The organism is Halomonas sp. YLB-10, assembly GCF_003856855.1.
In the GTDB taxonomy this organism is placed as follows: Bacteria; Pseudomonadota; Gammaproteobacteria; order Pseudomonadales; family Halomonadaceae; genus Halomonas; species Halomonas litopenaei.
Genome location: NZ_RRCU01000008.1, coordinates 205,041 through 225,938, shown reverse-complemented (window position 1 = coordinate 225,938; position 20,898 = coordinate 205,041). Strand labels below are relative to the sequence as shown.

The 20,898-nt window shown below is 66.0% G+C and carries 24 protein-coding genes; 17 read left to right on the top strand and 7 right to left on the bottom strand.

The genetic code is table 11. The features are described from left to right. Positions 1 to 42 precede the first annotated feature (42 nt). Positions 43 to 516, bottom strand: coding sequence for a Dps family protein (locus EBB56_RS18125; protein WP_108131144.1), 474 nt, complete (start codon positions 514 to 516; stop codon positions 43 to 45). 182 nt (positions 517 to 698) lie between these two features. Next, positions 699 to 1,835 carry a glycerate kinase gene (locus EBB56_RS18120; protein ID WP_124804989.1) on the bottom strand — a complete coding sequence of 379 codons (1,137 nt, stop codon included), beginning with the start codon at positions 1,833 to 1,835 and terminating at the stop codon, positions 699 to 701. A 212-nt stretch (positions 1,836 to 2,047) separates the two neighbouring features. Between EBB56_RS18120 and EBB56_RS18115 the strand changes: the two genes are divergently transcribed. From EBB56_RS18115 to EBB56_RS18100, 4 genes are read left to right on the top strand one after another with little or no spacing between them, the layout of a single operon-like run. After that, the gene (locus EBB56_RS18115) at positions 2,048 to 2,581 is read left to right on the top strand and encodes a hypothetical protein (RefSeq protein ID WP_108195008.1); all 534 of its coding nucleotides are present in this window, start codon (positions 2,048 to 2,050) and stop codon (positions 2,579 to 2,581) included. A gap of 17 nt (positions 2,582 to 2,598) precedes the next feature. Next, on the top strand, positions 2,599 to 2,982 hold the full coding sequence (locus EBB56_RS18110; RefSeq protein WP_260425389.1) for a hypothetical protein: 384 nt from the start codon (positions 2,599 to 2,601) through the stop codon (positions 2,980 to 2,982). A 59-nt stretch (positions 2,983 to 3,041) separates the two neighbouring features. Beyond that, positions 3,042 to 3,686, top strand: coding sequence for a DUF1007 family protein (locus tag EBB56_RS18105; RefSeq protein ID WP_231498421.1), 645 nt, complete (start codon positions 3,042 to 3,044; stop codon positions 3,684 to 3,686). Next, positions 3,680 to 4,714 (top strand): nickel/cobalt transporter, encoded by a 1,035-nt coding sequence (locus tag EBB56_RS18100; RefSeq protein ID WP_124804987.1) that lies wholly within the window; start codon positions 3,680 to 3,682, stop codon positions 4,712 to 4,714. Before EBB56_RS18105 ends, EBB56_RS18100 begins: the two co-directional genes overlap by 7 nt. Before the next feature lie 108 nt (positions 4,715 to 4,822). Here EBB56_RS18100 and EBB56_RS18095 read toward each other — a convergent pair whose 3' ends face one another. Further along, positions 4,823 to 5,248: an HIT domain-containing protein gene (locus tag EBB56_RS18095; protein WP_045991397.1), complete on the bottom strand. Its 426-nt coding sequence runs from the start codon at positions 5,246 to 5,248 to the stop codon at positions 4,823 to 4,825. Positions 5,249 to 5,339: 91 nt separating this feature from the next. On the opposite strand from EBB56_RS18095, the gene EBB56_RS18090 reads away from it, so the two are divergent. From EBB56_RS18090 to EBB56_RS18080, 3 genes are all read left to right on the top strand, one after another. Further along, the gene (locus EBB56_RS18090) at positions 5,340 to 6,086 is read left to right on the top strand and encodes a sulfite exporter TauE/SafE family protein (RefSeq protein WP_124804986.1); all 747 of its coding nucleotides are present in this window, start codon (positions 5,340 to 5,342) and stop codon (positions 6,084 to 6,086) included. Positions 6,087 to 6,245: 159 nt separating this feature from the next. Beyond that, positions 6,246 to 6,377, top strand: a complete 132-nt coding sequence (locus tag EBB56_RS18085) for an entericidin A/B family lipoprotein (RefSeq protein WP_045991399.1) — start codon at positions 6,246 to 6,248, stop codon at positions 6,375 to 6,377. A gap of 356 nt (positions 6,378 to 6,733) precedes the next feature. Further along, complete coding sequence (locus EBB56_RS18080) at positions 6,734 to 7,048, top strand: I78 family peptidase inhibitor (RefSeq protein ID WP_045991400.1); 315 nt, start codon at positions 6,734 to 6,736, stop codon at positions 7,046 to 7,048. Between the two features lie 120 nt (positions 7,049 to 7,168). Here EBB56_RS18080 and EBB56_RS18075 read toward each other — a convergent pair whose 3' ends face one another. The 3 genes from EBB56_RS18075 to EBB56_RS18065 form a co-directional block, all read right to left on the bottom strand. After that, positions 7,169 to 7,672 carry an acyl-CoA thioesterase gene (locus tag EBB56_RS18075; protein WP_045991401.1) on the bottom strand — a complete coding sequence of 168 codons (504 nt, stop codon included), beginning with the start codon at positions 7,670 to 7,672 and terminating at the stop codon, positions 7,169 to 7,171. A gap of 173 nt (positions 7,673 to 7,845) precedes the next feature. Continuing rightward, entirely contained in the window at positions 7,846 to 9,153 is a 1,308-nt protein-coding gene (locus tag EBB56_RS18070; protein WP_045991402.1) for a short-chain fatty acid transporter, read from the bottom strand. A 151-nt stretch (positions 9,154 to 9,304) separates the two neighbouring features. Beyond that, entirely contained in the window at positions 9,305 to 10,648 is a 1,344-nt protein-coding gene (locus EBB56_RS18065; RefSeq protein ID WP_231498423.1) for an MATE family efflux transporter, read from the bottom strand. Between the two features lie 439 nt (positions 10,649 to 11,087). Here EBB56_RS18065 and EBB56_RS18060 point away from each other — a divergent pair, with 439 nt between their 5' ends. From EBB56_RS18060 to EBB56_RS18015, 10 genes are all read left to right on the top strand, one after another. Further along, positions 11,088 to 11,330 (top strand): Flp family type IVb pilin, encoded by a 243-nt coding sequence (locus EBB56_RS18060; RefSeq protein WP_108131149.1) that lies wholly within the window; start codon positions 11,088 to 11,090, stop codon positions 11,328 to 11,330. Between the two features lie 58 nt (positions 11,331 to 11,388). Next, entirely contained in the window at positions 11,389 to 12,306 is a 918-nt protein-coding gene (gene cpaB, locus EBB56_RS18055) for a Flp pilus assembly protein CpaB (protein WP_052704229.1), read from the top strand. Positions 12,307 to 12,511: 205 nt separating this feature from the next. Continuing rightward, positions 12,512 to 13,831 (top strand): type II and III secretion system protein family protein, encoded by a 1,320-nt coding sequence (locus tag EBB56_RS18050; protein ID WP_185696474.1) that lies wholly within the window; start codon positions 12,512 to 12,514, stop codon positions 13,829 to 13,831. A 43-nt stretch (positions 13,832 to 13,874) separates the two neighbouring features. Further along, positions 13,875 to 15,155, top strand: coding sequence for a CpaF family protein (locus tag EBB56_RS18045; protein WP_124804984.1), 1,281 nt, complete (start codon positions 13,875 to 13,877; stop codon positions 15,153 to 15,155). Next, positions 15,152 to 16,030, top strand: a complete 879-nt coding sequence (locus EBB56_RS18040) for a type II secretion system F family protein (RefSeq protein WP_124804983.1) — start codon at positions 15,152 to 15,154, stop codon at positions 16,028 to 16,030. The genes EBB56_RS18045 and EBB56_RS18040 overlap by 4 nt, the downstream gene beginning before the upstream one ends. Before the next feature lie 44 nt (positions 16,031 to 16,074). Beyond that, positions 16,075 to 16,953 carry a type II secretion system F family protein gene (locus EBB56_RS18035; RefSeq protein WP_108448447.1) on the top strand — a complete coding sequence of 293 codons (879 nt, stop codon included), beginning with the start codon at positions 16,075 to 16,077 and terminating at the stop codon, positions 16,951 to 16,953. A gap of 22 nt (positions 16,954 to 16,975) precedes the next feature. Then, positions 16,976 to 17,785, top strand: coding sequence for a M48 family metallopeptidase (locus tag EBB56_RS18030; RefSeq protein WP_124804982.1), 810 nt, complete (start codon positions 16,976 to 16,978; stop codon positions 17,783 to 17,785). Beyond that, positions 17,782 to 18,216, top strand: coding sequence for a DUF3613 domain-containing protein (locus EBB56_RS18025; protein ID WP_108131154.1), 435 nt, complete (start codon positions 17,782 to 17,784; stop codon positions 18,214 to 18,216). The genes EBB56_RS18030 and EBB56_RS18025 overlap by 4 nt, the downstream gene beginning before the upstream one ends. Positions 18,217 to 18,370: 154 nt before the next feature. Continuing rightward, positions 18,371 to 19,996: a pilus assembly protein TadG-related protein gene (locus tag EBB56_RS18020; RefSeq protein ID WP_185696473.1), complete on the top strand. Its 1,626-nt coding sequence runs from the start codon at positions 18,371 to 18,373 to the stop codon at positions 19,994 to 19,996. Positions 19,997 to 19,999: 3 nt separating this feature from the next. Continuing rightward, on the top strand, positions 20,000 to 20,437 hold the full coding sequence (locus EBB56_RS18015) for a TadE/TadG family type IV pilus assembly protein (protein ID WP_124804980.1): 438 nt from the start codon (positions 20,000 to 20,002) through the stop codon (positions 20,435 to 20,437). Between the two features lie 137 nt (positions 20,438 to 20,574). Here the strand turns inward: EBB56_RS18015 and EBB56_RS18010 are convergent, their stop codons facing one another. Further along, positions 20,575 to 20,823: a YfhL family 4Fe-4S dicluster ferredoxin gene (locus EBB56_RS18010; protein WP_045991409.1), complete on the bottom strand. Its 249-nt coding sequence runs from the start codon at positions 20,821 to 20,823 to the stop codon at positions 20,575 to 20,577. Positions 20,824 to 20,898 lie beyond the last annotated feature (75 nt).

The window sequence follows — 20,898 nt, the reverse complement described above, 5'->3', positions numbered from 1 at the left end:
GAGCGGGGCGTCTTCCTTTGCACTGCGTGGGTCGCCAGGGGGTCAGCCTAGGTAGGCGCCCAGCATCCACACGGTCTTTTCCTGCTCGCGGATGTAGTCTCCGACCTGGGAGGCGGTGCCTTCATCGTCGGCGTCAGAGGCCACGGACAGGATCTCGCGCTGCAGTTCGATCAGCCGCTGGTAGCCTTCCAGCACGCCGCGCACGCAGGCTTCGCCGTCATGCACGTCCTTGGCCTCGGTGATGCGCGACAGCGAGATATAGTCGCTATAGGCGTGAACCGGCTTGTGTCCGAGGGTCAGGATGCGCTCGGCGACCTCGTCCACCTTGGCCAGCAGGTCGGTGTAGAACTCCTCGAATTTTTCGTGGAGTTCGAAGAAGTTCGAGCCCTTCACGTTCCAGTGATAGCCACGAACGTTCATGTAGAAGATCTGGTAGTTGGCCAGGAGCTCGTTGAGCTTTTCGGCCAGATCGCTGGCGCTGCCTGAATGCAGGCCGATGGCGTTAGTGTCGCTCATGCAATACCTCCTTGATCGCTGTGTTCCAGTCTATCCCTAAGGGAGGGCGTTGGAGAGTGAATCTCTTCCATCGCCACGATAGCGTCCATTGATGACGCCTGCCTATGACGTAGGGATGACATAGGGACGACGAAGGCCGCTTTCAAGGGCAGCCTTGTCACCTCGGTAGGCCGGGCCTCCCTTCAACGGCCGATGGCCTGGAGCGTGCGAATCAGGTTCTCGCTTCGATCGGCGAGCAGCTCGGCGCAGCGTTCCAGCGCCTCGTCCAGTGCCATCGGGCCGTCGGCCAGGGCGAAGGCGGCGCTGACGCCCTCGTCCAGCGCCGCCTGCCAGCCTGGTGCCATACGACCGACCAGCACGATCACCGGCACCCCCTTGGCGCGGGCCGCCCGCGAAATGCCGATCGGGGTCTTGCCCGACAGGCTCTGGCCATCGAGCTGACCCTCGCCGGTAATCACCAGATCCGCTCGTGCCAGGCGTTCGTCCATGCCGGCCTGTTCCATGATCATCTCGATACCTGGGCGAAGCTCGCCGCCAAGGAAGGCAGCGACGGCAAAGCCCATGCCTCCGGCCGCGCCCGTGCCGGGGGCGTCGCGCAGGTCCTCGCCGAGGCACTCGGCGGCCTTGTCGGCCCAGTGCGCCAGGGCGGCGTCCAGGCGCGCTACATCGGCTTCGCTGGCACCCTTCTGGGGACCGAATACCGCGCTGGCGCCGCGCTCGCCCAGCAGCGGATTGTCCACGTCCACCGCCGCCTCCACCCTGACGTCGGCCAGGCGCGAATCGAGCCCCGACAGATCCACCCGTGCCAGTCCCTCGAGTCCCGCCCCGGTGGGGGGAATCGGCTGGTCGTCGGCGTCGAGCAGACGGGCGCCCAGGGCCACCAGCATGCCGGCGCCCCCGTCGTTGGTGGCGCTGCCGCCCAGGGTGATCAACAGGCGTTCGGCGCCAGCGTCCAGGGCGGCCAGGATCAGCTCGCCGACGCCGTGGGTGGTGCTGTCCAGCGCGGTGCGCTCTGACGAGCTCAGCGCCTGCAGGCCGCTGGCCTCGGCCAGCTCGATATAGCCGGTGCGGGACTCTGGGTGCCAACCCCAGGCGGCCTCGGCGGGGCGCCCCAGGGCGTCCTGTACCCTGACGCTGCGTTTTTCGGCCCCGGTGGCGCCGAGCAGGGCGTCGAGGCTGCCCTCGCCACCATCGGCCATGGGGCACTCGTCGATGGTGATGTCCGGGTCGGCGCGGCGGGCCCCCTCGGCAATGGCGCGGGCGGCGTCGCTGGCGGCCAGGGCATCCTTGTAACTGTCGGGGCAGATCAACAGGTTCATGGTCGGTCCTCTGGTGAAAAGGTGGGCGCACGCCTGAGGGGCGACAGGCGGATCGCCGCTGGGCCCGAGGTTCGGCTGGGCGAGCGTTTGCCCGTGGCTCGGGACAGCGTAGACTCTTGACAGTATTTCACGCCCCTGGCTGGGAGGTCTTGATGCAAATGTACAAAAATTTGCCCGATAGAGGCCGCAACATTTGGGCGAAATGCTCATCAGTGGCGGTGCTGGGCCTGTTGCCCTGGCTAAGCGCCTGTCAGAGCACGCCTCAGCAGATGCCGGTGGCGGAACCCGCTCCCTCGTCCGGGTGTCAATGGCCGGTGGTAGCCGGCTCGGTATCCCTGGCCGATGTGGTCACGGTGCTGGAAGGCCGCGACTTCCTGGTGCGTGATACCGATACCGCACTCGGGGTGGTCAGCGCCGAGAAGACCGAGCGCACCACCTACCATAACGCCGACGCCGTGCGCCCACGCCTGGGCGGCTTCGTGCTGGGTGGCAGCGGTGGCCACGTCGGCGCCGGCGTAGGGGTCGGCTTTGGCTCCTGGGGCTGGGGTACCAACGACGATGCGACCCGGGTCGAGCGGGTCTCGGTGGCGCTGGATGGCCAGGACGTCCGTCTGACGCGGGATATTCGCCTGTTTGACTGGACCGGCCAGCTACGTGAGTCGCGCACCGCCAGTGACGCCGACTTCTGTGCATCGGTGCGTCAGCAACTGGCGTCGGTGGCATCCAGCAGCGGGGGTGTGCAATGACGCGAAGGTGGACATCAGTGGAGGGAAAGGCCCCCGGAAAGAGACTGCTGGCGCTGGCGGTGGTACTGATGGCCGTCTGGCTGTCGGGGTGCGCCAGCTCATCGTCGGTAGCCGAGCCGCCGCGCCAGATGCTGGTCGCGGTAGCGCCCGGGCCGGCCCTGAACGAAACCCTGGCGATGCTGATGGAGCAGGGCTATGTCATCACCCAGGCCGACGGCGAACTGGGGCGTATCGACGCCTCCCTGGCACGTCCGCCGGGCTATCGCATCGAGGCGCGGGTCGAGCCTGCCGGCGCCTCCGGTGCCAGCGTCTCGCTGCAAGGTTACCGTGGCGGGCGGCGCCTGCCGCCTGCAGTGGTGGAACCCCTGTTTGTCGAACTACAAGGAAGACTCGCCCGTTGATCTATCTCTCGCGTGCTGTGGCCGGATTTCAGGCCGCTTTGGACTTGCATCGCCGCGCCGTGGCGGCATTTCTTCTGTCTCTCGCGCTGGGCGCCGGCCTGTGGCTGGCGCCCGCCACACTGGCGATGGCGCATCCCCATAGCTGGGTGGATCTGTCGGTGACGCTCGAGACCGACGACCAGGGCAGGGTCACCGCCCTGCGCCAGGTGTGGCGCCTGGATCCCTTCTACAGCCTGGTGCTGCTCGAGGAGGCTCGCGCCGCCGAGGATGGCCAGGACGCCGCGCTGGATCGCCTGGGGGGCGACATGCTGGTCAATCTTGCGCCTCGGGACTTCTTTACCGAGGCCGAGGTCGACGGCAAGGCGCTGGCCTTCGCAGCGGTCAGCGAAGCCACGGTGATGGCCCGTGACGAGCGCGTGGTGCTGCACTTTCGGCTGCCGCTGGCCGAGCCTCAGGACCTTGCCGGCAGTACCCTGGAATATCGCGTCTTCGATCCCTCCTACTACGTCGAGGTGGTGCACGAAGCCGACGACGAGGGGCCTCTGGCCCAGGCGTTGAGCGTGCCGGATGCCTGTCAGGCGTCGATCATCGTCGCCGACCCCGATCCCGAGAAGGTCATGGCGGCGGCCCAGCTCGATGTCGACGATAGCGCCCCCCAGGGGCTCGGTCGCTTCTTTGCCGAGACGGGGCGGGTGTCATGCTGAGCAGGCAACGACCCTGGCTGCAGCTGGCTCTGGCGCTGGGCGTGGTGGCGGTGCTCATCCTGGCGCTCGAGGCCAGCGGAGCGCTGGACGCCCTCGGACACTGGGTCATCGCCATGCAGGCCGACCTGCACCGCCGCTTGACCCAGGCGGTAACGCTGCTCGACCGGACGCCTTCCTCCGACGCCTGGCTGACCTTGATCGGCCTGAGCCTGTTCTACGGTGTCTTCCATGCCGCCGGGCCAGGCCACGGCAAGGCCGTGATCAGTGCCTACCTGGTCTCCCAGGGCGGAGCCTGGCGGCGGGCCCTGGCGCTGTCGGTGGCGGCCGCCCTGCTGCAGGGTGCGGTGGCCATCGTGCTGATCCTGGCGCTGGTGCAGGGGCTTGGCTGGCTGACCCGGGAGGCCCTGGGCAGCGTGGTCTGGGTTGAGCGACTGAGCTTTGCGCTGGTCGCGCTGCTGGGCCTGTGGCTGAGTGCACGGGCGCTTGGACGACTGCTCAAGATCGCGCGATCTTCCTCGGCGGACCCGGCGCCTTCTCATGATGGCCACCATGGCCCTCATGAACCGCGCCGCCACCACCAATACCACGGTCACCACGAACACCACGATTGCTGCTCCGGCCATCATCATGTCTCGCCCCACGGGCCGCGTCGGGAGGCCTGGCTTGCGGTGCTGGCGATCGGCGCAAGACCCTGCTCAGGGGCGGTGCTGCTGATGGGGGTGACCAGCCTGCTCGGCCAGCCCTGGATGGGGGGGGCTGCGGTACTGGCCATGTCGCTGGGTACTGCCTTGACGGTATCGACGCTGGGGCTTGCCAGCGTGTTGGCGCGGGACTGGGTCGCCGCTCGTGCCGCACGGACCTCTGCCGCTCGTGGTCGAGTGATGGCGCGGCTGGGCGCGCTGGTGGCGCTGACCGGGGGGCTGTTGATCGCGGGGCTCGGGATCCTGCTGATGTCTCAGGTCGGCGCCAGCGACCCCAGCCTGCCACTGATGTCCCCCGGAGGGCGACCAGGGGGACTGGGAGCCTGAGCCAGGCCGCTTCGACCTGGCTTTCGCGATGGGACCTGGGCTGTAGTCCGCTATCTGGCGGCCCGGGGCCATGCCTGGGGCACTGCCCCGAGCATGACACCGTCTCGTTCAACCCTTGAAGGAAAGCCCGCCTGCCAGCGCCAGGATACGGTCCTTGGTGGCGGCAAGGCTGTCCTTGTCGTAGGGCGTCGCCTGCCCCTGACCCCACACCGGGCCAGGCCAGGCGGGGTCTCCCTGGTGGCGAACGATGACGTGGATGTGCAGTTGCGCGACCATATTGCCGAGGCTGGCGATATTGAGCTTGTCGCCGCTGGCATAGGCCTTCAACGCCTTGCCGATGCGGGTGGCCTCTCGCCATAGCTGCTGCTGGTCCTGTTCGGACAGATCGTACACCTCGCTCACCTCGGCGCGGCGCGGGATCAGCACCAGCCAGGGATAGCGGGCGTCGTCCATCAGCCGCAGCTGACACAGTGGCAGTTCGGTGATGGGGTAGCTGTCCGCGACGAGGCGCGGATCGACGACGAAGTCGCTCATGCAAGGCCTCCAGGATGGTGTCCAGCGCCTAGGGTACATCAGAGCGGGTGGGCAGGGTGACAACGCAGATGATTCGAACAGAGGACGACAGATGACGCCAGTCGAGGGAGTGGCCCTGCTGCTTGCGGGTATCGTGGCAGGTTTTATCAATGTGCTGGCGGCCGGGGGGTCGATGCTGACCCTGCCGCTGTTGATGTTTCTGGGCCTGCCGCCGCAGGTGGCCAACGGTACCAACCGGGTGTCGATCACCCTGCAGAGCGTGTCGGCGGTGGCCAACTTCTTCCGCGCCGGTGCCCGTCATATCCGTCTCAGCCTGCGCCTGTCGGTGCCCGCGGTACTGGGCTCGATGCTGGGGGTGTGGCTGGCGCTCAGGGTCAGCGACGCCCTGTTCGAAACCATTTTGATGGTGGTGATGGTGGCCGCGGCGATCATCATGCTGTTGCCCCAGCCGAAGCTCGACACCCGCCCGCTGACCGTCGAGCGACTGACCCCTGGGGTCTATCTGGCGATGTTTGTCATCGGGCTCTATGGCGGCTTTCTGCAGGTGGGTGTCGGCATCCTGTTCATGATCGTGCTCTATCGCATGCTCAAGATCGATCTTGGCCAGGTCAACGCCTTCAAGGTACTGATCATCCTGGTCTACACCCTGCCGGCGCTGGCCATCTTCCTGTGGCACGACCAGGTGCGCTGGAGCTACGGCCTGGTGCTGGCTGCCGGCAGCATGACCGGGGCCTGGCTGGCGGTGAAGGTCAACATGAGTTCCCGTGGCGCCATGGTGGTCAAGTGGCTGACGGTGGCGGTGATTGCCGTGATCATTCTCAAGCTGGCGCTGTCGTGAGGGGCTTCGCAGTAGCCGGACGGCGTCTGGCGTTGTGCCGTGTGGCGGATTACCTCGTCCGAGCGTTGGCTGGGAGGCTAGCGATGGGCGGTGATCGTGCTAGATTGTCAGAGGATGATGTATTTCGCTTACCTGCCTGGCTGCAAGGAGATAGGAACCATGAAAAGGATGCTGTCGTTGATTCTGGTATCAGTATTCACCCTGGCGCTGTTGAACGGCTGCAACACCGTTCGTGGGGTGGGCGAGGATATCGAGAAGGGTGGAGAGGCGATCCAGAAAAGCTCCAGCTAGCCAGAAAGGCTCGGTCTAGCCGGAAACGTTCCCGCTAGACCGAGCCAGGAAACGTAGGGGCAGCGAGAAGAACCACGGCGGTGAGCCGCCTCGTCGTCGCTGTTCTCCCCATGGGTGCTCTTTGTCGCCGTGCCTCTGCTGACTCGCGCTATCTGTTTCTCCGTCGGAACTTTCCCGCCATTGCTGTCTCCAACAGGTTCCATGTTCGTCGTCCCGACCGCCAGGTCTGTCAGTTGGCAACGAGTTGACCACGGCCTGTCCGTCAGGCGCAGCGCCGTGATAGGTTTTGAGGCGCGCTGCAGCGATACGAGGCTGGCGGGCGCTTGCACAAGGATTTCTGGCACTGGAGGCCATCGATGAAACCACTTCTTCCCCTGCTGCTGGTCGCGGCTCTGGCCGGCTGCTCGTCGTCGTCCGGCGGATCCGGCGAACCGGCACCGCTGCCGCCGGAGCGCGCTCCCATGGCCGAGGCCTGCGACGCCGAGGCGGTGCAGGGCCTGGTCGGCCAGAGCTACGACGCCAGCTTCGATGAACGGCTCAAGGCCGAGAGCGGGGCCAAGACGGTGCGGGTGCTGCGTCCCGGCGGGGTTGCCACCATGGACCTGCGGCTGGATCGCCTCAACGTGCGCCTGGATGATGCCGATGTCATCCGTGAGCTGGCCTGCGGCTGAGCGTCACGCTGCCCGCCCGGCAATCGACAAGGCCGCCCTTCGGGGCGGCCTTGTTGTGTGGACTTGTTGTGTGGACTTGTTGTGTGAAGACCTATCGAGCTGTCGGGCGATGACACACCTTCAGCGCTCGCCCAGTTCCTGGTTCGTTCGCATTTCTTCCTCTTCGGCCTGCTTGCGTAACTTCTTGCGCAGCGCGGCTTTTTCGTAGCGCAGCTTGCGGATCGGCGTGTCCAGGGTCAGCGGAGGCACCGAGGCCGGGCGGCCGTCGGGGTCCACCGCCACCATGGTCAGGTAGCAGCTGTTGGTGTGGCGAATGACCTTCTGGCGGATGTCCTCCGCCACCACCTTGATGCCGATCTCCATGGAAGAGCGGCCCACATGGTTGACGCTGGCCAGAAAAGTCACCAGCTCGCCCACGTGGATCGGTTGCTTGAAGCGCACCTGGTCCACCGACAGGGTCACCACATAATGGCCCGAGTAGCGACTGGCGCAGGCGTAGGCGACCTCGTCGAGCTTCTTGAGGATGGCGCCACCGTGTACCTTGCCACTGAAATTGGCCATGTCGGGGGTCATCAGTACGGTCATGCTCAATTCGTGCTGACCCGGTAGGCTCTGCTCTGCCATCGAAGTTTCCTCGGAATACGGTGCGCGGGGGGGGGGGCTGTTGGCGTCTGTCTGGCGCTCCACCACAGCATAACGCCTTGCCCCCCGGCAAGGGGACAAGGCGCTCGTTGAAAGTCAGTTGTCGCCTCGGCTGTACAGGCCGCCAGGCGCCCGGCTGACGCTCCGGGAGGCCTCTACAGCCAGGTCAGGCAGACCGAGATGATGATACCGGTGACGAACAACTGGATCAGGCAGAAGCCCATGATGTCCTTGGCCTTTAGCCCGGCGATGCCAAGTACCGGCAGCGCCCAGAAGGGCTGCAGCAGGTTGGTCCAGGCGTCACCCCAGGCCACGGCCATGGCTGCACGGGGAATATCTACGCCAAGCGCCTGGGCGGCAGGAATGACCACCGGGGCCTGAACCGCCCACTGGCCGCCGCCGGAGGGCACGAACATGTTGACGATGCCTGCGCTGAGGAAGGTCCAGAACGGCAGGCTGGTCTCGGTGGCAAAGGAGATCATCGCCTCGGACATGGTCTCGGCCAGTCCCGACTGGATCATGATGGCCATGATGCCGGCGTAGAAGGGGAACTGGATGACGATGCCGGCGCCACCCTTGATGCCCTCGTGCAGGCTGTTGAGCAGGCTCTGGGGGGTGCGGTGGAGGATGATGGCCAGGAACAGGAACATGAAGTTGACCACGTTCAGGTTCAGACCGCCGCCGCCGACGAAGTAGCTGATTAGATAGATCAGACCCGGTACGCCTACCAGCAGCGCCAGAGTCATGCTGTTCTCGAGGCGCTCGGCCGGGCGGGTGATGCGTACCCGACGGTCCTCGTCATCTCCCAGCAGCGCCGGATCGACGTAGACGCTTTCCTTTTCGCCGGGCAGCATCAGCCGGTTGACCAGCGGCACCGCGATGAAAAGAGCTAGCACGATCAACAGGTTGAAGTAGGAGAAGATCGTCTCGCTGGTGCCGATCACGCCGATCTGCTCCACCGAGAAGTGGCCATCGGTGGCGATGGTCAGCGGCACCGAGCCGGCAAGACCACCGTGCCAGACCACGAAGCCGGAGTAGGCGCTGGCCACCAGCAGGCGATAGTCCACCCGAATGACCCGGGCCAGCTCCTTGGCGAACAGGGCGCCGACCACCAGACCGAAGCCCCAGTTGATCCAGCTGGCCGCCAGCGACACCAGGGTCACCAGCAGGATGGCAGCGCCGGCATTGTTGGCAAGGCCTGCCAGGCTCTGCAGCAGTCGCTTGACCGGCGGTGAGCTTGCCAGCATGAAGCCGGTGACCAGCACCAGCAGCATCTGCATGGAGAAGCTCAGCAGGTTCCAGAAGCCGTCACCCCAATAGGTGAGCACGGCCATGGGCGACTGGCGTTCGATGGCGATGGCTGCTGCGGCGGCGATGATCGTCAGCAACAGGACGAAGATGTAGGGATCTGGCAGATAGCGTTCCACCAGTTTCACGGCGGGTCGTGACAATGCTCTCAGCATGGCGTGTATCGCTTCTTCTGGTTGTGAAAGAGGGCCTTCCCGGGCCACTGGGAGTCAACGGTGCCGCAGCAGGCGCCCGTGAGTCAAAACCACCTGTAAGGCAGATAACGTCTCGGCACATTCACCATCGGTGATCTTCGGCCGTCGCTCCTCAGGCAGTGTCACGCCAGCGCGTGCTGCGATAGCGAAGATAGTAGGTCACAAGTACCGCCGAGCGCACTGCGGTAAAGGTCGTAAAGGCCAGCCACAGGCCGTGGTTGCCGAGCCCCTGGGTCAGCCACCACAGCGGCAGATAGACCGCCAGACCGATGAAGATGGAGTTGCGCATTTCGGCAATCGCGGTGGCGCCGATGAAGACCCCATCGAGCAGGTAGCTCCACACCGCGATCAGCGGCATGGCGACCATCCAGGGCAGAAACTGGGCCGCCGTGGCGCGCACCTCCGGCAGGCCGGTAAGCAGCGCGATCAGGGCGTTGCCACCCAGCGCGAAGGCGAGGCTTGCCAGGGCCGCGGTGGCCAGCGAGCACAACGCCGCCGCGCGCACCGACAGCGCGAAGTCATCGAAACGACGGCGACCGATGGCGTGACCGGTGAGGGCCTCGGCGGCGTTGGCGAAGCCGTCCAGGCCGTAGGAGGTCAGCATGATGAACTGCAGCAGCACCGCGTTGGCGGCCAGCACGGTGTCCCCCTGGGACGCCCCCTGGGCGGTAAAGAAGGCCTGGGCGAACAGCAGGCCAAGGGTGCGCACGAACAGGTTGGCGTTGACCGAGAACAGCTCCCGGTAGGCGCCAATGGTCAACAGTCGCGCCCGCTCGAAATGTCCACCCAGTCGGCCCAGGCGTCGACGGCACAGCCACAGCCCCAGGGCGGCGGTGGTGTAGTCGGCGATTACCGTGGCCCAGGCCACGCCGTCGCTGGTCATGTCGAGGCCCACCACGAACAGCACATCGAGCACGATATTGACGCCGTTGTTGGTCAGCAGCAGCAACAGCGTCACCCGACTGTTCTGCTGGCCGAGGAACCAGCCGAGGATGGCGTAGTTGGCCAGCACCGCTGGCGCCGACAGCAGACGAATGGCGGCATAGCTCTCGGCGAGCCCGGTAGCCTCGGGGCTTCCATCCAGTAGCCATAGCCCCAGCGCGATCAGCGGGTCACCCAGCAGGATCAGCGCAAGTCCGATCCCTCCTGCCAACAGCAACGACTGCCCCAGCAGATGGCGCACCTGATCGTCGCGCTCGCGTCCCAGCGCCTGGGAGGTCAGGCCGGTGGTCCCCATGCGCAGAAAGCCAAACCCCCAGTAGAGGAAGCCGAACAGGGTCGCGCCCAGCGTCACTCCGGCCAGGTAGCGTGAGTCGGGCAGGTGGCCGACCACGGCGGTGTCGACGAGGCCCAGCAGCGGCACCGTGATATTGGACAGGATGATCGGCCAGGCCAGGCCGGCGATGCGCGGCAGGCGTTCGAGGGTGGACGAGAAGGTGCTGGTGGAGGTCGACACGATGAAAGGCCTGTTCGGCTGAAGGCAAGGGCGCTACGGGACGGCGGCGAGGTGGGCAAGTGTCCGGTGATGGGGGAAGGGGGTCAAGGCCATGACCCCAAGGCGACGGCCTCAAGGTAATGCCGTCGCCAGGCATGGCGGTCGCGTCGCGGGAAGTGGTTGCTCAGGGCAGGGCCATGCCTGGAGTTGAAATGTCCGATATATCATTCAAGTGTCATCTCGTGTGATGAAACAATCTGTATCTCCTGTTAATCAATAGATACGTTTGGTTTCATTCTAGAGGATGACAAAAATAGTCAGGATGACTACTAATAAAGAGAGGTCGATATTAATAAAAAAGGATTAATAAGAGGCAGGAGGTATAAGAAGAAAACAGGAATCACTCGCGAAAAGCTGACGATATACAAAGAAAAAAACGATTTTACGCAGGAGTGTCAAAATGAAAGTATTCCAGCGCTTTTCCCGGGGCGAGGCGGCCCCTGTGCGCAAGATTTCCTCCCTGAATCACCCCCGCTACCGTGGGCAGCGCGGAGCCAGCGCGATCGAGTATGCGGTCATTATTGCGCTTATAGCCGTAGCCTTGGTGGCCGCGTTTAGTAGTGGGGGAATACCGGAAGCGCTAAACACTTTTGTCGAAAATATCAGCAATACGATTAACCCGCCGACAACCGAAGATCCCTAATATGCGCTCCGTCTTATTTGCGATTGATTTATATTAGAATGCTAAGGGAGTTGCTTGAATGTCGCCAATGGTGTTGCGCTGGGCAGCCGTCGGGTTGGTAGTACTTGCCTGTGTCATGGCCTTTATCGGCTGGTCGCTAAGTCGCACCGCGATGACGACGAGCGTCGATTCGGTGTCAGGCCCCGAGCCCACCCCCGAACCTCTGGGCCATCCGGTTCTGGTGGCGGCCAGGGACCTGGCAGCGGGGGAGCGCCCTGCCGATCTCGAAGACGCGTTGCGCCTGGCCTACTTCCCCGAGCCGCCTGCAAGCACCTTCTCTGCTCTCGATCAGTTGCCCGACACGCGCCTGGCACGTCCTCTGGCGGAAGGCGACGTGCTGCGTGAAAGCGGCTTTGTCGGTGGCAGCGCTCTGGCCGAGGTGGTGCCTCCGGGCTTTCGCGCGGTGGGGGTCGGCATCGATGCAGTGATCGGGGGCGGAGGTTTCGTCGCCCCGGGGGATCGAGTCGACGTGCTCTATTTTGCCGAGGCTCAGGGGGAAGGTGGCGAGCGACATCGCCTGGCACGACGACTGTTTGCCGACGTGTCGGTGCTGGGGGTCGGTGAGCGACTGGTGGGTGTCGACGGTGACGACGAAAAGGGGGGAGAGCGCACCGCGGTGCTGGCGATGCCCGAGACCGAGACCGCCCGGTTGCTGCTGGCCGAGACCACCGGGCGGCTGCGCCTGGCGGTGGTGGGCAGCGAGGAGGCCGCCGGCTTTGGCGAGGGGATCGATGATCTGCGCATGATGGCAGGCGGCGCCAGCTTCCTGCCGGTATCCCTGGGTCAGAGCCTCAGTGAGCCGGGCCAGACCGTCAGCTTCGAGGAGTTGACCGGTGTCGAGCGACCGGCAGCGAAAAGTGCTCCCGCGCCGCCACAGACCGGCTATCGGGTAGTGCAGCACGTCGGCGCCAGTCGTAGCGTGGTCACCCTGCCGTGACGGCGGTGGAAGAAGCAGGCAGACAACCATAACGAGAGGCCGGTAGTCGCCGAGGGAAAGGCGAGATACCGCGCCCGCGCAGGGAACAGGAAGGACCATGACGCGAGACAATGAGATCGTCCCACGCAGATCGGGGCGCGGGGGTACGTGCGCCGGAACGCCGGTTAGCCGTCTGGCGAACGCGGCCCCTTCGGCACCGAGCCTGATGTTCGGCCTTGGGCGCAGCCTGGTGCTTGGCCTTGTATTCGGTCTGGCACTTATGCTGGCCGGTGTCACGGCAAGCAACGGCCAGGCGCTGGCGCAACAGCCGCCGCTGACCCTGGCGGTCGGCGATCAGGAGTGGCTGGGCCAGCCCGGCCGTATCACCCGCACGGCGGTGGGGCGGGGCGACGTGGTCGAGGCCCAGGTTCTGGACCCGCGTTCGCTGCTGGTCACCGCGGTGGGGCCGGGCAGCACCACCCTCAAGGTGTGGACGGCGGGGGCCAGTCAGCCCCGCGAGACGTTCATTCAGGTACGTCCCGCCGGCGGCGAGGGGCTCGAAGGCGAGTACTCGCTGGCCCCCCATTCTTCCAGCGCCGAGATCCGTGGCGTTACGAGGTCGTTGGAACGCCACGATCAGGCGGTGTCACGCTTCGCTACCCCTCCCATCGATGCCAGCCAGCAGCTAGGCCCTATTCAGGTGCAGACGGATATCCGCGTCGTCGAGGTCAACCGCAGTCGCATGGCTTCGGCCGGCTTCTTCATCGGTCGCAACCAGGCCGGCTCCACCCGCTTCGCGCTGGGGCGCAGCGACGAGACCCTCGACTTCCTTTCTGGCGGTGCGGTGGCACCCAACGCCGGAGACGGGGGCTTCTCGATCATCCAGGTCAACACCAGCGGGGTGCTGTCGGCGATCAGTGCGCTGAGCGCCAACGGCTTCGCCTACACCCTGGCCGAACCCAGCCTGGTCAGCCTGTCGGGCCAGACCGCCAGCTTCCTGGCCGGTGGCGAGTTTCCCTTCCCGATGCAAAGCGGCGATGACGAGATCAGCGTCGACTTCAAGGAGTTCGGTATCCGCCTGCAGCTGACGCCGACGGTGCTCGATGAGCGTCGGATCATGCTCAAGGTGGCGCCCGAGGTGTCCGAACTCGACTTCTCCCGGGGCGTGCAGACCGCAGGAGTGGCGGTGCCGGCACTCAACGTGCGCAGGACCGACACCACCGTGCAGCTCGGCAACGGCGAGAGCTTCATCATCAGTGGCCTGGTCAGTCGCAACATCATCCAGAGCGTGGACAAGATTCCGGGGCTTGGCGATATCCCGGTGATCGGCAGCTTCTTTCGCTCCACCCGACTGGATCGCGACGAGAAGGAGCTGGTGATGATCGTGACCCCCCATCTGGTGCGGCCACTGGCTGCCGGCGTCGATCTGGGGCCGATGCCTGGGGAGGCTTTCGAGGACTATGACCCCAATTTTCTCGAGCTGATGTTCGATCCCCGTGATGCCCAGGAGATCCAGCGTGTCTCCGAGGTCGGCTTCAGTCCCTGAAGGTTGGCGTTCGACGGCTGGTGTTCGGCGATCAGGAGGATGCATGCACTTTCGTCAAAAGCGAGTCCAGGAAACTGAGCCCCAGTCCGCCCCGGTGGTGGGGCCTGGGCTGGTCAGCGAGTTGCACCAGCTGGTCATCGAGCGCCTCGAGGATGATTCACGGGGGCTGCTGGACGATCCGCTGCAGCTACGCCAGCGGGTACGGGAGCTGATCGAGGAGACCCTCAGACTCAGGGGCTACGCCCGCTCCGACGAGTGTCTCGAGCGGCTTGTCGAAGGTGTCTGCCGCGAGCTCAATGGCTTTGGGCCGCTGGAGCCGCTGCTCGCCGATGACGGTATCTCGGACATCCTGATCAACGGCCATTCCCAGGTGTTTATCGAGCGCGGTGGTCGGCTCGAACCCTGCGCGGTCAACTTCCTCGACGACGACCATGTGCTGAGGGTGGTGCGACGCATGCTGGCCCCCCTGGGTAAACGGCTGGACGAGTCGAGCCCCATGGTCGACGCGCGACTGGCCGACGGCTCCCGGGTCAACGCCATCATCGCGCCGCTGTCGCTCAATGGCCCCAGCGTGTCGATTCGCAAGTTTCGCCGCGAGGCGCTGGGTGCCGATGACCTGGTGGCCATGGGCAGTGTGCCGCCCAACCTCATGACCTTTCTGCGCCGGGCGGTGGAAGAGCGCTGCAATGTGCTGATCAGCGGCGGCACCGGTGCCGGCAAGACCACCCTGCTCAACGTCTTGAGTGGGGCGATACCGGCCAGCCAGCGGGTGGTGACCATCGAGGACAGCGCTGAGCTGCAACTCGCCAGCCATCACGTGGTACGCCTCGAGACCCGGGCGCCAAACATCGAAGGCGAGGGCGAAGTCGGCGCCAGCGCCCTGGTCAAGAACGCCCTGCGCATGCGTCCTGACCGGGTGCTGCTGGGGGAGAGCCGGGGCGACGAGGTGCTCGACATGCTGCAGGCCATGAATACCGGCCACCAGGGCTCCATGAGCACGGTGCACGCCAACTCCGCCGGCGACGCCGTGGTGCGCCTGGAAATGATGGTACGGATGTCACGCTTTCAGGGCACCGACGCCCTGGTACGCCAGATCATCACCACCGCCCTCGATCTGATCGTCCATGTGGAGCGGGGTAGCGACGGCAAGCGTCGGGTGGCCGAGGTACTGCGAGTCGGTGGTCTCCAGTGCGGCGAAGTCCAGCTGGAGCCCTTGTACCGAGCCGGCGGTGGCGCGGTGCCATCGCTGCAGCCACCGGGCGACGATGACTCACCGATCGGCTGGCGCCGGCTGCTGAGCTCCCTGCAGGAGCCTTCGCCATGACGGTCTGGGGGATGTTTTCGCTGGTAGCCCTGTGCCTGGGGGGCGCCGCCTGGCTGCTGCTGAAGAGCGCCAGTGCGCTTACAGAACGCGCCGCAGGTGGCACACGCACCGCCCGGCGGCGGCTGATGTCCCAGGATTCGTTGATGGAGTGGCTGGTGGAGAGGCTCACCGCGGCGGGGCTGCCGGCCTCGCCGGCCGTCGTGGCGCTGTCGGGAGGCTGCCTGCTGGTGCTGGCGATGCTGCTGCTGTCGCGGCTGGGGGCGGTGTGGGGCCCCGCCATGGTGCTGGTCATGGTGCTGGCAGCCAACGCCCTGATTCGCTTCAGGGCGGCGAGGCTGCGACGCCGGGCGAGGCGCCAGCTTGGGCCCTTTCTTGGGCATATCACGCGAGGGCTCAGCGCCGGTCAGGGCCTGGAAACCGCCTTCGAACAGGCCATCAAGCGCTCTCGACCGCCGTTGTCGGATGCCCTTTCCCGGGTAAAGCTGCGTCGCCAGCTGGGCCAGGAGCTGGACGAGGGCCTGGCCCGGGAGGGCCAGATACTCAGGCTCGACGAACTGCGGCTGCTGGCCACCGCGATACGCATCAATCAGCGTCACGGCGGCAGCCTTTCCGAGATGCTCGACGCCTTCGCCTCGGCCCTGCATCAACGCGAGCAAAGTGGCCGAGAACTCGCCGCCATGACCGGCGAGACCCGCGTCAGCGCCTGGGTGCTGGGACTGTCGCCGCTGGCGTTGACGCTGTTTATCCACTTCACCCAGCCGGAATTTCTGGCACCGATGCTCGAAAGCGCCGGCGGACGCCAGGCGTTGATGCTGGCGGTGGCGCTGCAGCTCGGCGGCGGCTGGCTGCTGTGGCGAATGCTCAAGTCGGTGTAAACCCGGGCGCGTCGCGACATGACGATAACGAACAGGAGGCGCGGATGTGGAACCTATGGTGGAGCGGGGCGGTGATGGCGTTGGCGCTGGCGGCGTCACTGCTGTTGATCAGCGCCCGCCGGCCGCTGGGCGCCGAGGGCGAGCGACGCCACGACGAATCCCGGCTGCTGCGCGAGGGGCGTGGCCTGTGGCGTAGTCGGTCCCGTCAGCAGGGTATGGCGGCGCGACTGTCGTTGCGCCTGCGCCAGTGTGGGCATGTCGGTGCCAAGGCGCAGCTTGCGGTGTTGCTGGCCTGGGGCGTGCTCGCTGTCGGTGCGGTGATGCTGGGGGGGCTTCTGGCGCTGGCCGGTGGCAGGCCACCGATGGCGGTGGTTGTCATGGGAGCCGCCTGGGGAGGCTTCGCGCTCGGGCTCGGCTGGCTCGCCATGGAGCGCAAGCGGCGGCGACGTATTCGGCGACTCGACGAGGATATCGAGCTGGTGCTGCAGGTGACGCGGATGCTGTGGGACACCGGCATGACCCTGGAGAGCCTGCTCAACCGGCTGATCCAGCAGCTTGGTGCGACCACCCCGGACATGGTGCTGGAGCTTCGTGTCGTGGCCAATCGTATCGACAGCGGCCAGGACCGGGAACGGGTGCTGGAAGAGGCGGCCGCGGTGCAGGCCAGCGAAGGGGTCGAGCAGTTCTTTCTGCTGTTCGCCCAGATCGCCCGTACCGGCGGGCGAGCCAGGGACAGTCTGGCGACCCTGGTCGATCGCCTCGGGGCGCAGCGGCGTACCCGGCTGCAACAGAAGGTCAGCCAGCTCTCCGGCACCATGTCGCTGGTCATGATGCTGTGCCTGTTTCCCGCCCTGCTGATCGTCATGGCAGGGCCTGCGCTGGTCAACCTGGGCGGCCTGATGGGGTCGCTCGGTGGACCATGACAACGGATCGCTGGAGGCGCCCATGCGCATGACAAAAACGCTGAACAAGCGCTCGCCATCACCGAAGATGCGTCCCCTGTGGCTGGTCACCGGTGTGGTGCTGATGACCGGATGCTCGAGTACACCGGATGGCCCGACGTCGATGGCGGCGCTGGGCGCGCTGTCACCGGACATCTCGCGGGCCGCCCCGGAGCAGAGCGTCGGCCCCTGTGGCCGACGCTACGACGCCGAGATCGGCGTCGAGCTGTCGCTGATCCAGCGCATGCTGGACGACGACAAGCCGCGCTCGGCCGCGGCCCATCTAGAGGCCGGCGACTATGGTCTACCGCTGGCCTGGCGGCTTGAGGGCGAGGCGCTACGCGCCGTCGGCGACACTGTCGCCAGCGACCGGGCCTACGAGGCCCTGCTGGGCACCTGCCTGGCCGCAGACGGCTATCGCGGGATGGCCCGCAATGCATTCAGTGAGGGACGGCGTGAGCAGGCGCTGGCGCTGATGCGCGAAGCCCGCCAGACACGGCCGATCGATCCACGCATTCGCAACGACCTGGGCTACCTGCTGATGCTGGCGGGGGACAATCGGGCCGCTGCCGAGGAGTTCCGCACCGCGCTCGAGCTGGACCCGGGGCACGAGCAGGCCGCCGCCAATCTGGTGCTGGCGCTGAGCCGCAGCGGACAGCGGCAGCGTGCCGCCGACGCCGCCCGGCACTTCGGCGTGGATGCAAGGCTGGTGGGCGTGCGCGATAGCGCTTCAGCCACGGTGCTCTCTGCATCGGCTCCGGCATCGCAGTCGCTACCACGTGCGCGGGCGCCGTCCGGGAGTGAAGAGTCATGAAGCCTCGTCGATCCATCCATCCGTGCAAGGAGCGCCTGTCCATGTTGTCGAACCTGTTGTCGAAAAAGACCTTGCTCGAGCCGCGAACGCTGGTCACCGTCGCCCTTATCTGCCTGCTGGTCAGCCTGGCGCTGGTGTTCTGGCCCGACAGCGCCAGCGCGCAGCAGACAGGAACCGCGCAGACAGGAACCGCGCAGACCAGCTCCCAGGCCGTTGCCTCGTCGCAGGTCGTGCGCCTGCCGGCCACCCGGGATCCCTTCGGCGAGCGTACCCGCACGCTACTGGCCGTCCAGCGCGACGGGCGCCTGGCGTCACCCTCGCCCCAGGCGCTTTCGGGCAAGGTGCAAGGTCAGATCTACCAGCGCTATGTGGACAGCTTCGGCCACCCGATTCCTGAGCGCTATATCGAGACGGGCTTTGGCGAGGACTAGACGTGCCATGGCGCCATCGCCGCGGGTTGAGCCCTGGCCGAATCACGTAACCGGAAAGGCCAGAACCGGCTGGCCGGTGGGCGATCGTGCTCAGGCGATTGGGCGAGCGAAGGAGCGCAGGTGTGGCCCAGCCTCCCAGCGTGGCGCCATCGGCGTGATGACCGCCTTCTTGCTGGTGGGGCTGGTGGTGGTGGTGACGCTGGCACTGGACGCCGGTCGCCTGTATCTCGAGCAGCGCCGACTTCAGCAGGCTGCCGACCTGGCGGCGGTCTCGACGGCAGCAAGCTGCGACGCGCTGTTTCAGGGCGAGGCGTGCCGCTCGGGAGAGCTGCGCCAGGCCGCCATCGCCGCCGCCGCGGCCAACGGCGTCGTCGTGGGCGCCGATAGCGAACAGGGCGAGGCCACTCTGGCGGTGACCCAGGGGGCGCTGGACGATGAAGGTGTTTTTGATGACGAGGAGGGACTGGCCAACGCCGTCAGCGTGGTCCTGAACCGCCAGGTGCCCAGCAGCCTGCTGGCCAACCTGGGAGAGCTGCTCGGGAACGAGGTGGAAGATCTGGTCATGCTCCAGGCCAGCGGTGTGGCGCGGCGAACCGCGGTGGTGACCCTGAGCGCCGGCACCCGCCTGCTTGCGCTCGATACCAGCGAGTCGACGCTGCTCGATGCGCTGCTCGGCAAGCTGATCGGGGGGAGTCTCGATCTCACCGTGCTGGGTGCAGATGACGGCGTGGGCCTGGACGTCAGCCTGGGCGAGGTGCTGGACGTGGAAGCGCTGGACGTCGACCTCGATGAGGGCCTGACTCAGAACTTGGCCCAGACCTTGAACGAACCTCTGGATCTGCACACGCTGGGCAGTCGACTGGCATCGGTGTTGGATCTGGCGGGTGGCAACCCGGTGCTTGGCGACGCGCCAGGCGAGAGCTTCACCCTGGGCGAGCTGCTGGCGATCGATACCAGCGGCGAAGTGTCGATGACATCCTTGCTCGAAGCACGCGTTCCGGTCCGGGATCTGCTCGAAGGGGCGCTGCTGCTGACGACCAGCAAGCAGCAGGATGGCGTCAGCCTCGGCTTGGCCGATCTCTCGCCGCTTGTTGTCGGCCTGGGGCTAGACCTTGCCGATATCTCGCTTGAACTCGACGTCATCTCGCCGCCGAGCATCGCCGTGGGCCCTCCGGGGCCCTCAGCGGCAAGCCTCGCGAGCGATTGTGCACCTTCCAGTTGCTATCGCAGCGTGGCACGCAATGCCCAGCTCGGGGTGGCGCTGGATGTCGAGCTGAATGTTCTTGGGCTGATCGGTGTGAAGGCGAGCACGCGAGTGACCGGGGCCAGTGGCAAGGCGGCGATCGGTTCACTGGCCCCAGCGGACGATAGCCTCGCGCTGACGCTCGCCGCCAGGCGCGAAATGCTCGAGGTTACCCAGTCGGTGGAGGGTACTGGATTGCTCGGCATCGGTTCGGTTTCGCAGACCGTGCGCTCCGGCGGGACTGGTGATGCCACGCAGCTCATCCGCTGGCCAGCGCAGAAGGGGGCGGAGTTCGATGACCAGGGGGGGGCTCAACTGACCGGCGTGCTCAGCGGCCTGCTATCAGACCTGGGGCTCTCGGCGCTGCTGTCCGGGACCCTCACGGACGTCAATACGATACTGCTCGAGCCGCTGCTCGAGGGGTTGGGCATCGGTATCAACACCCTGGAGGTGCGGGTGCTGGCGGTGGACGCCGGAGGCGTCGAGTCGTTGACTGCCTGCGAGACCACCCAGGCCGGCTGTCGAGGAGGAACCTAGACCATGCATAGAGGCAAGGGCACGCGTGCGTGCCGCCAGGGCGGAGCAGTGGCTATCGAGTTTGCCATCGTGCTGCCGATCTTCCTGCTGTTGCTGTACGCCCTGGTCAGCTATTCGGTGGCCATGGTGCAGCAGCACCAGTTGACCCAGGTGACCAGCGAGGCGGCCAGGTCTGCCGCGGTGGTGGCGAGCGCCCCCTGGCTCGCCGACGAGGATATGCTGGCCGAGGCCACCCAGCGAGTGCTGGACAGCATCGAGGCCATGGGCTGGCTCGCCGACGATACCCCTGGCTGCATCGAAGGTGCCAGGGTGGCGATCGAGGACGACACCCTCACGGTGTGTCTTGAGCGCTCGCTTTCGATAAAGACCTTGAGCGTGGCGGGCATCAGCGTCCCCGATCTGCCCGACGCCTTGAGTGGGCGGGCGGTGATCAAGCTCTAGCCGGGGTGCCGCCCCTGGCCTTGAAACGACACGAGCCGCCCCTGGGCGGCTCGTTGAGATTTTCGGGTCGTGGCTTGCGAGAGGTGGTGTGCGGGCCGTGGTGTGCGTCGTCGAGCAGGCCTGGCCCGTTGCCGGACTCAGGCAGCGGTGATGATGTGGTACTTCTCCATCAGCTGATCGTGGCTCTCGACCCGCTCCGGGTCCAGCGGAATGCAGTCCACCGGACACACCTGTTGGCACTGGGGCTCGTCATAGTGGCCCACGCATTCGGTGCACAGGTTGGGGTCGATGACGTAGATCTCCTCGCCGGGAGAAATGGCGCCATTGGGGCATTCCGGTTCGCAGACGTCGCAGTTGATGCACTCGTCGGTGATCATCAGTGACATTGGGGGTCCTCGCGCAGAGTCGTGGCCACAGGGCCAAGGCAGCGTGCCGCCGGAATCTCGCCGTCGCGAGGGGGC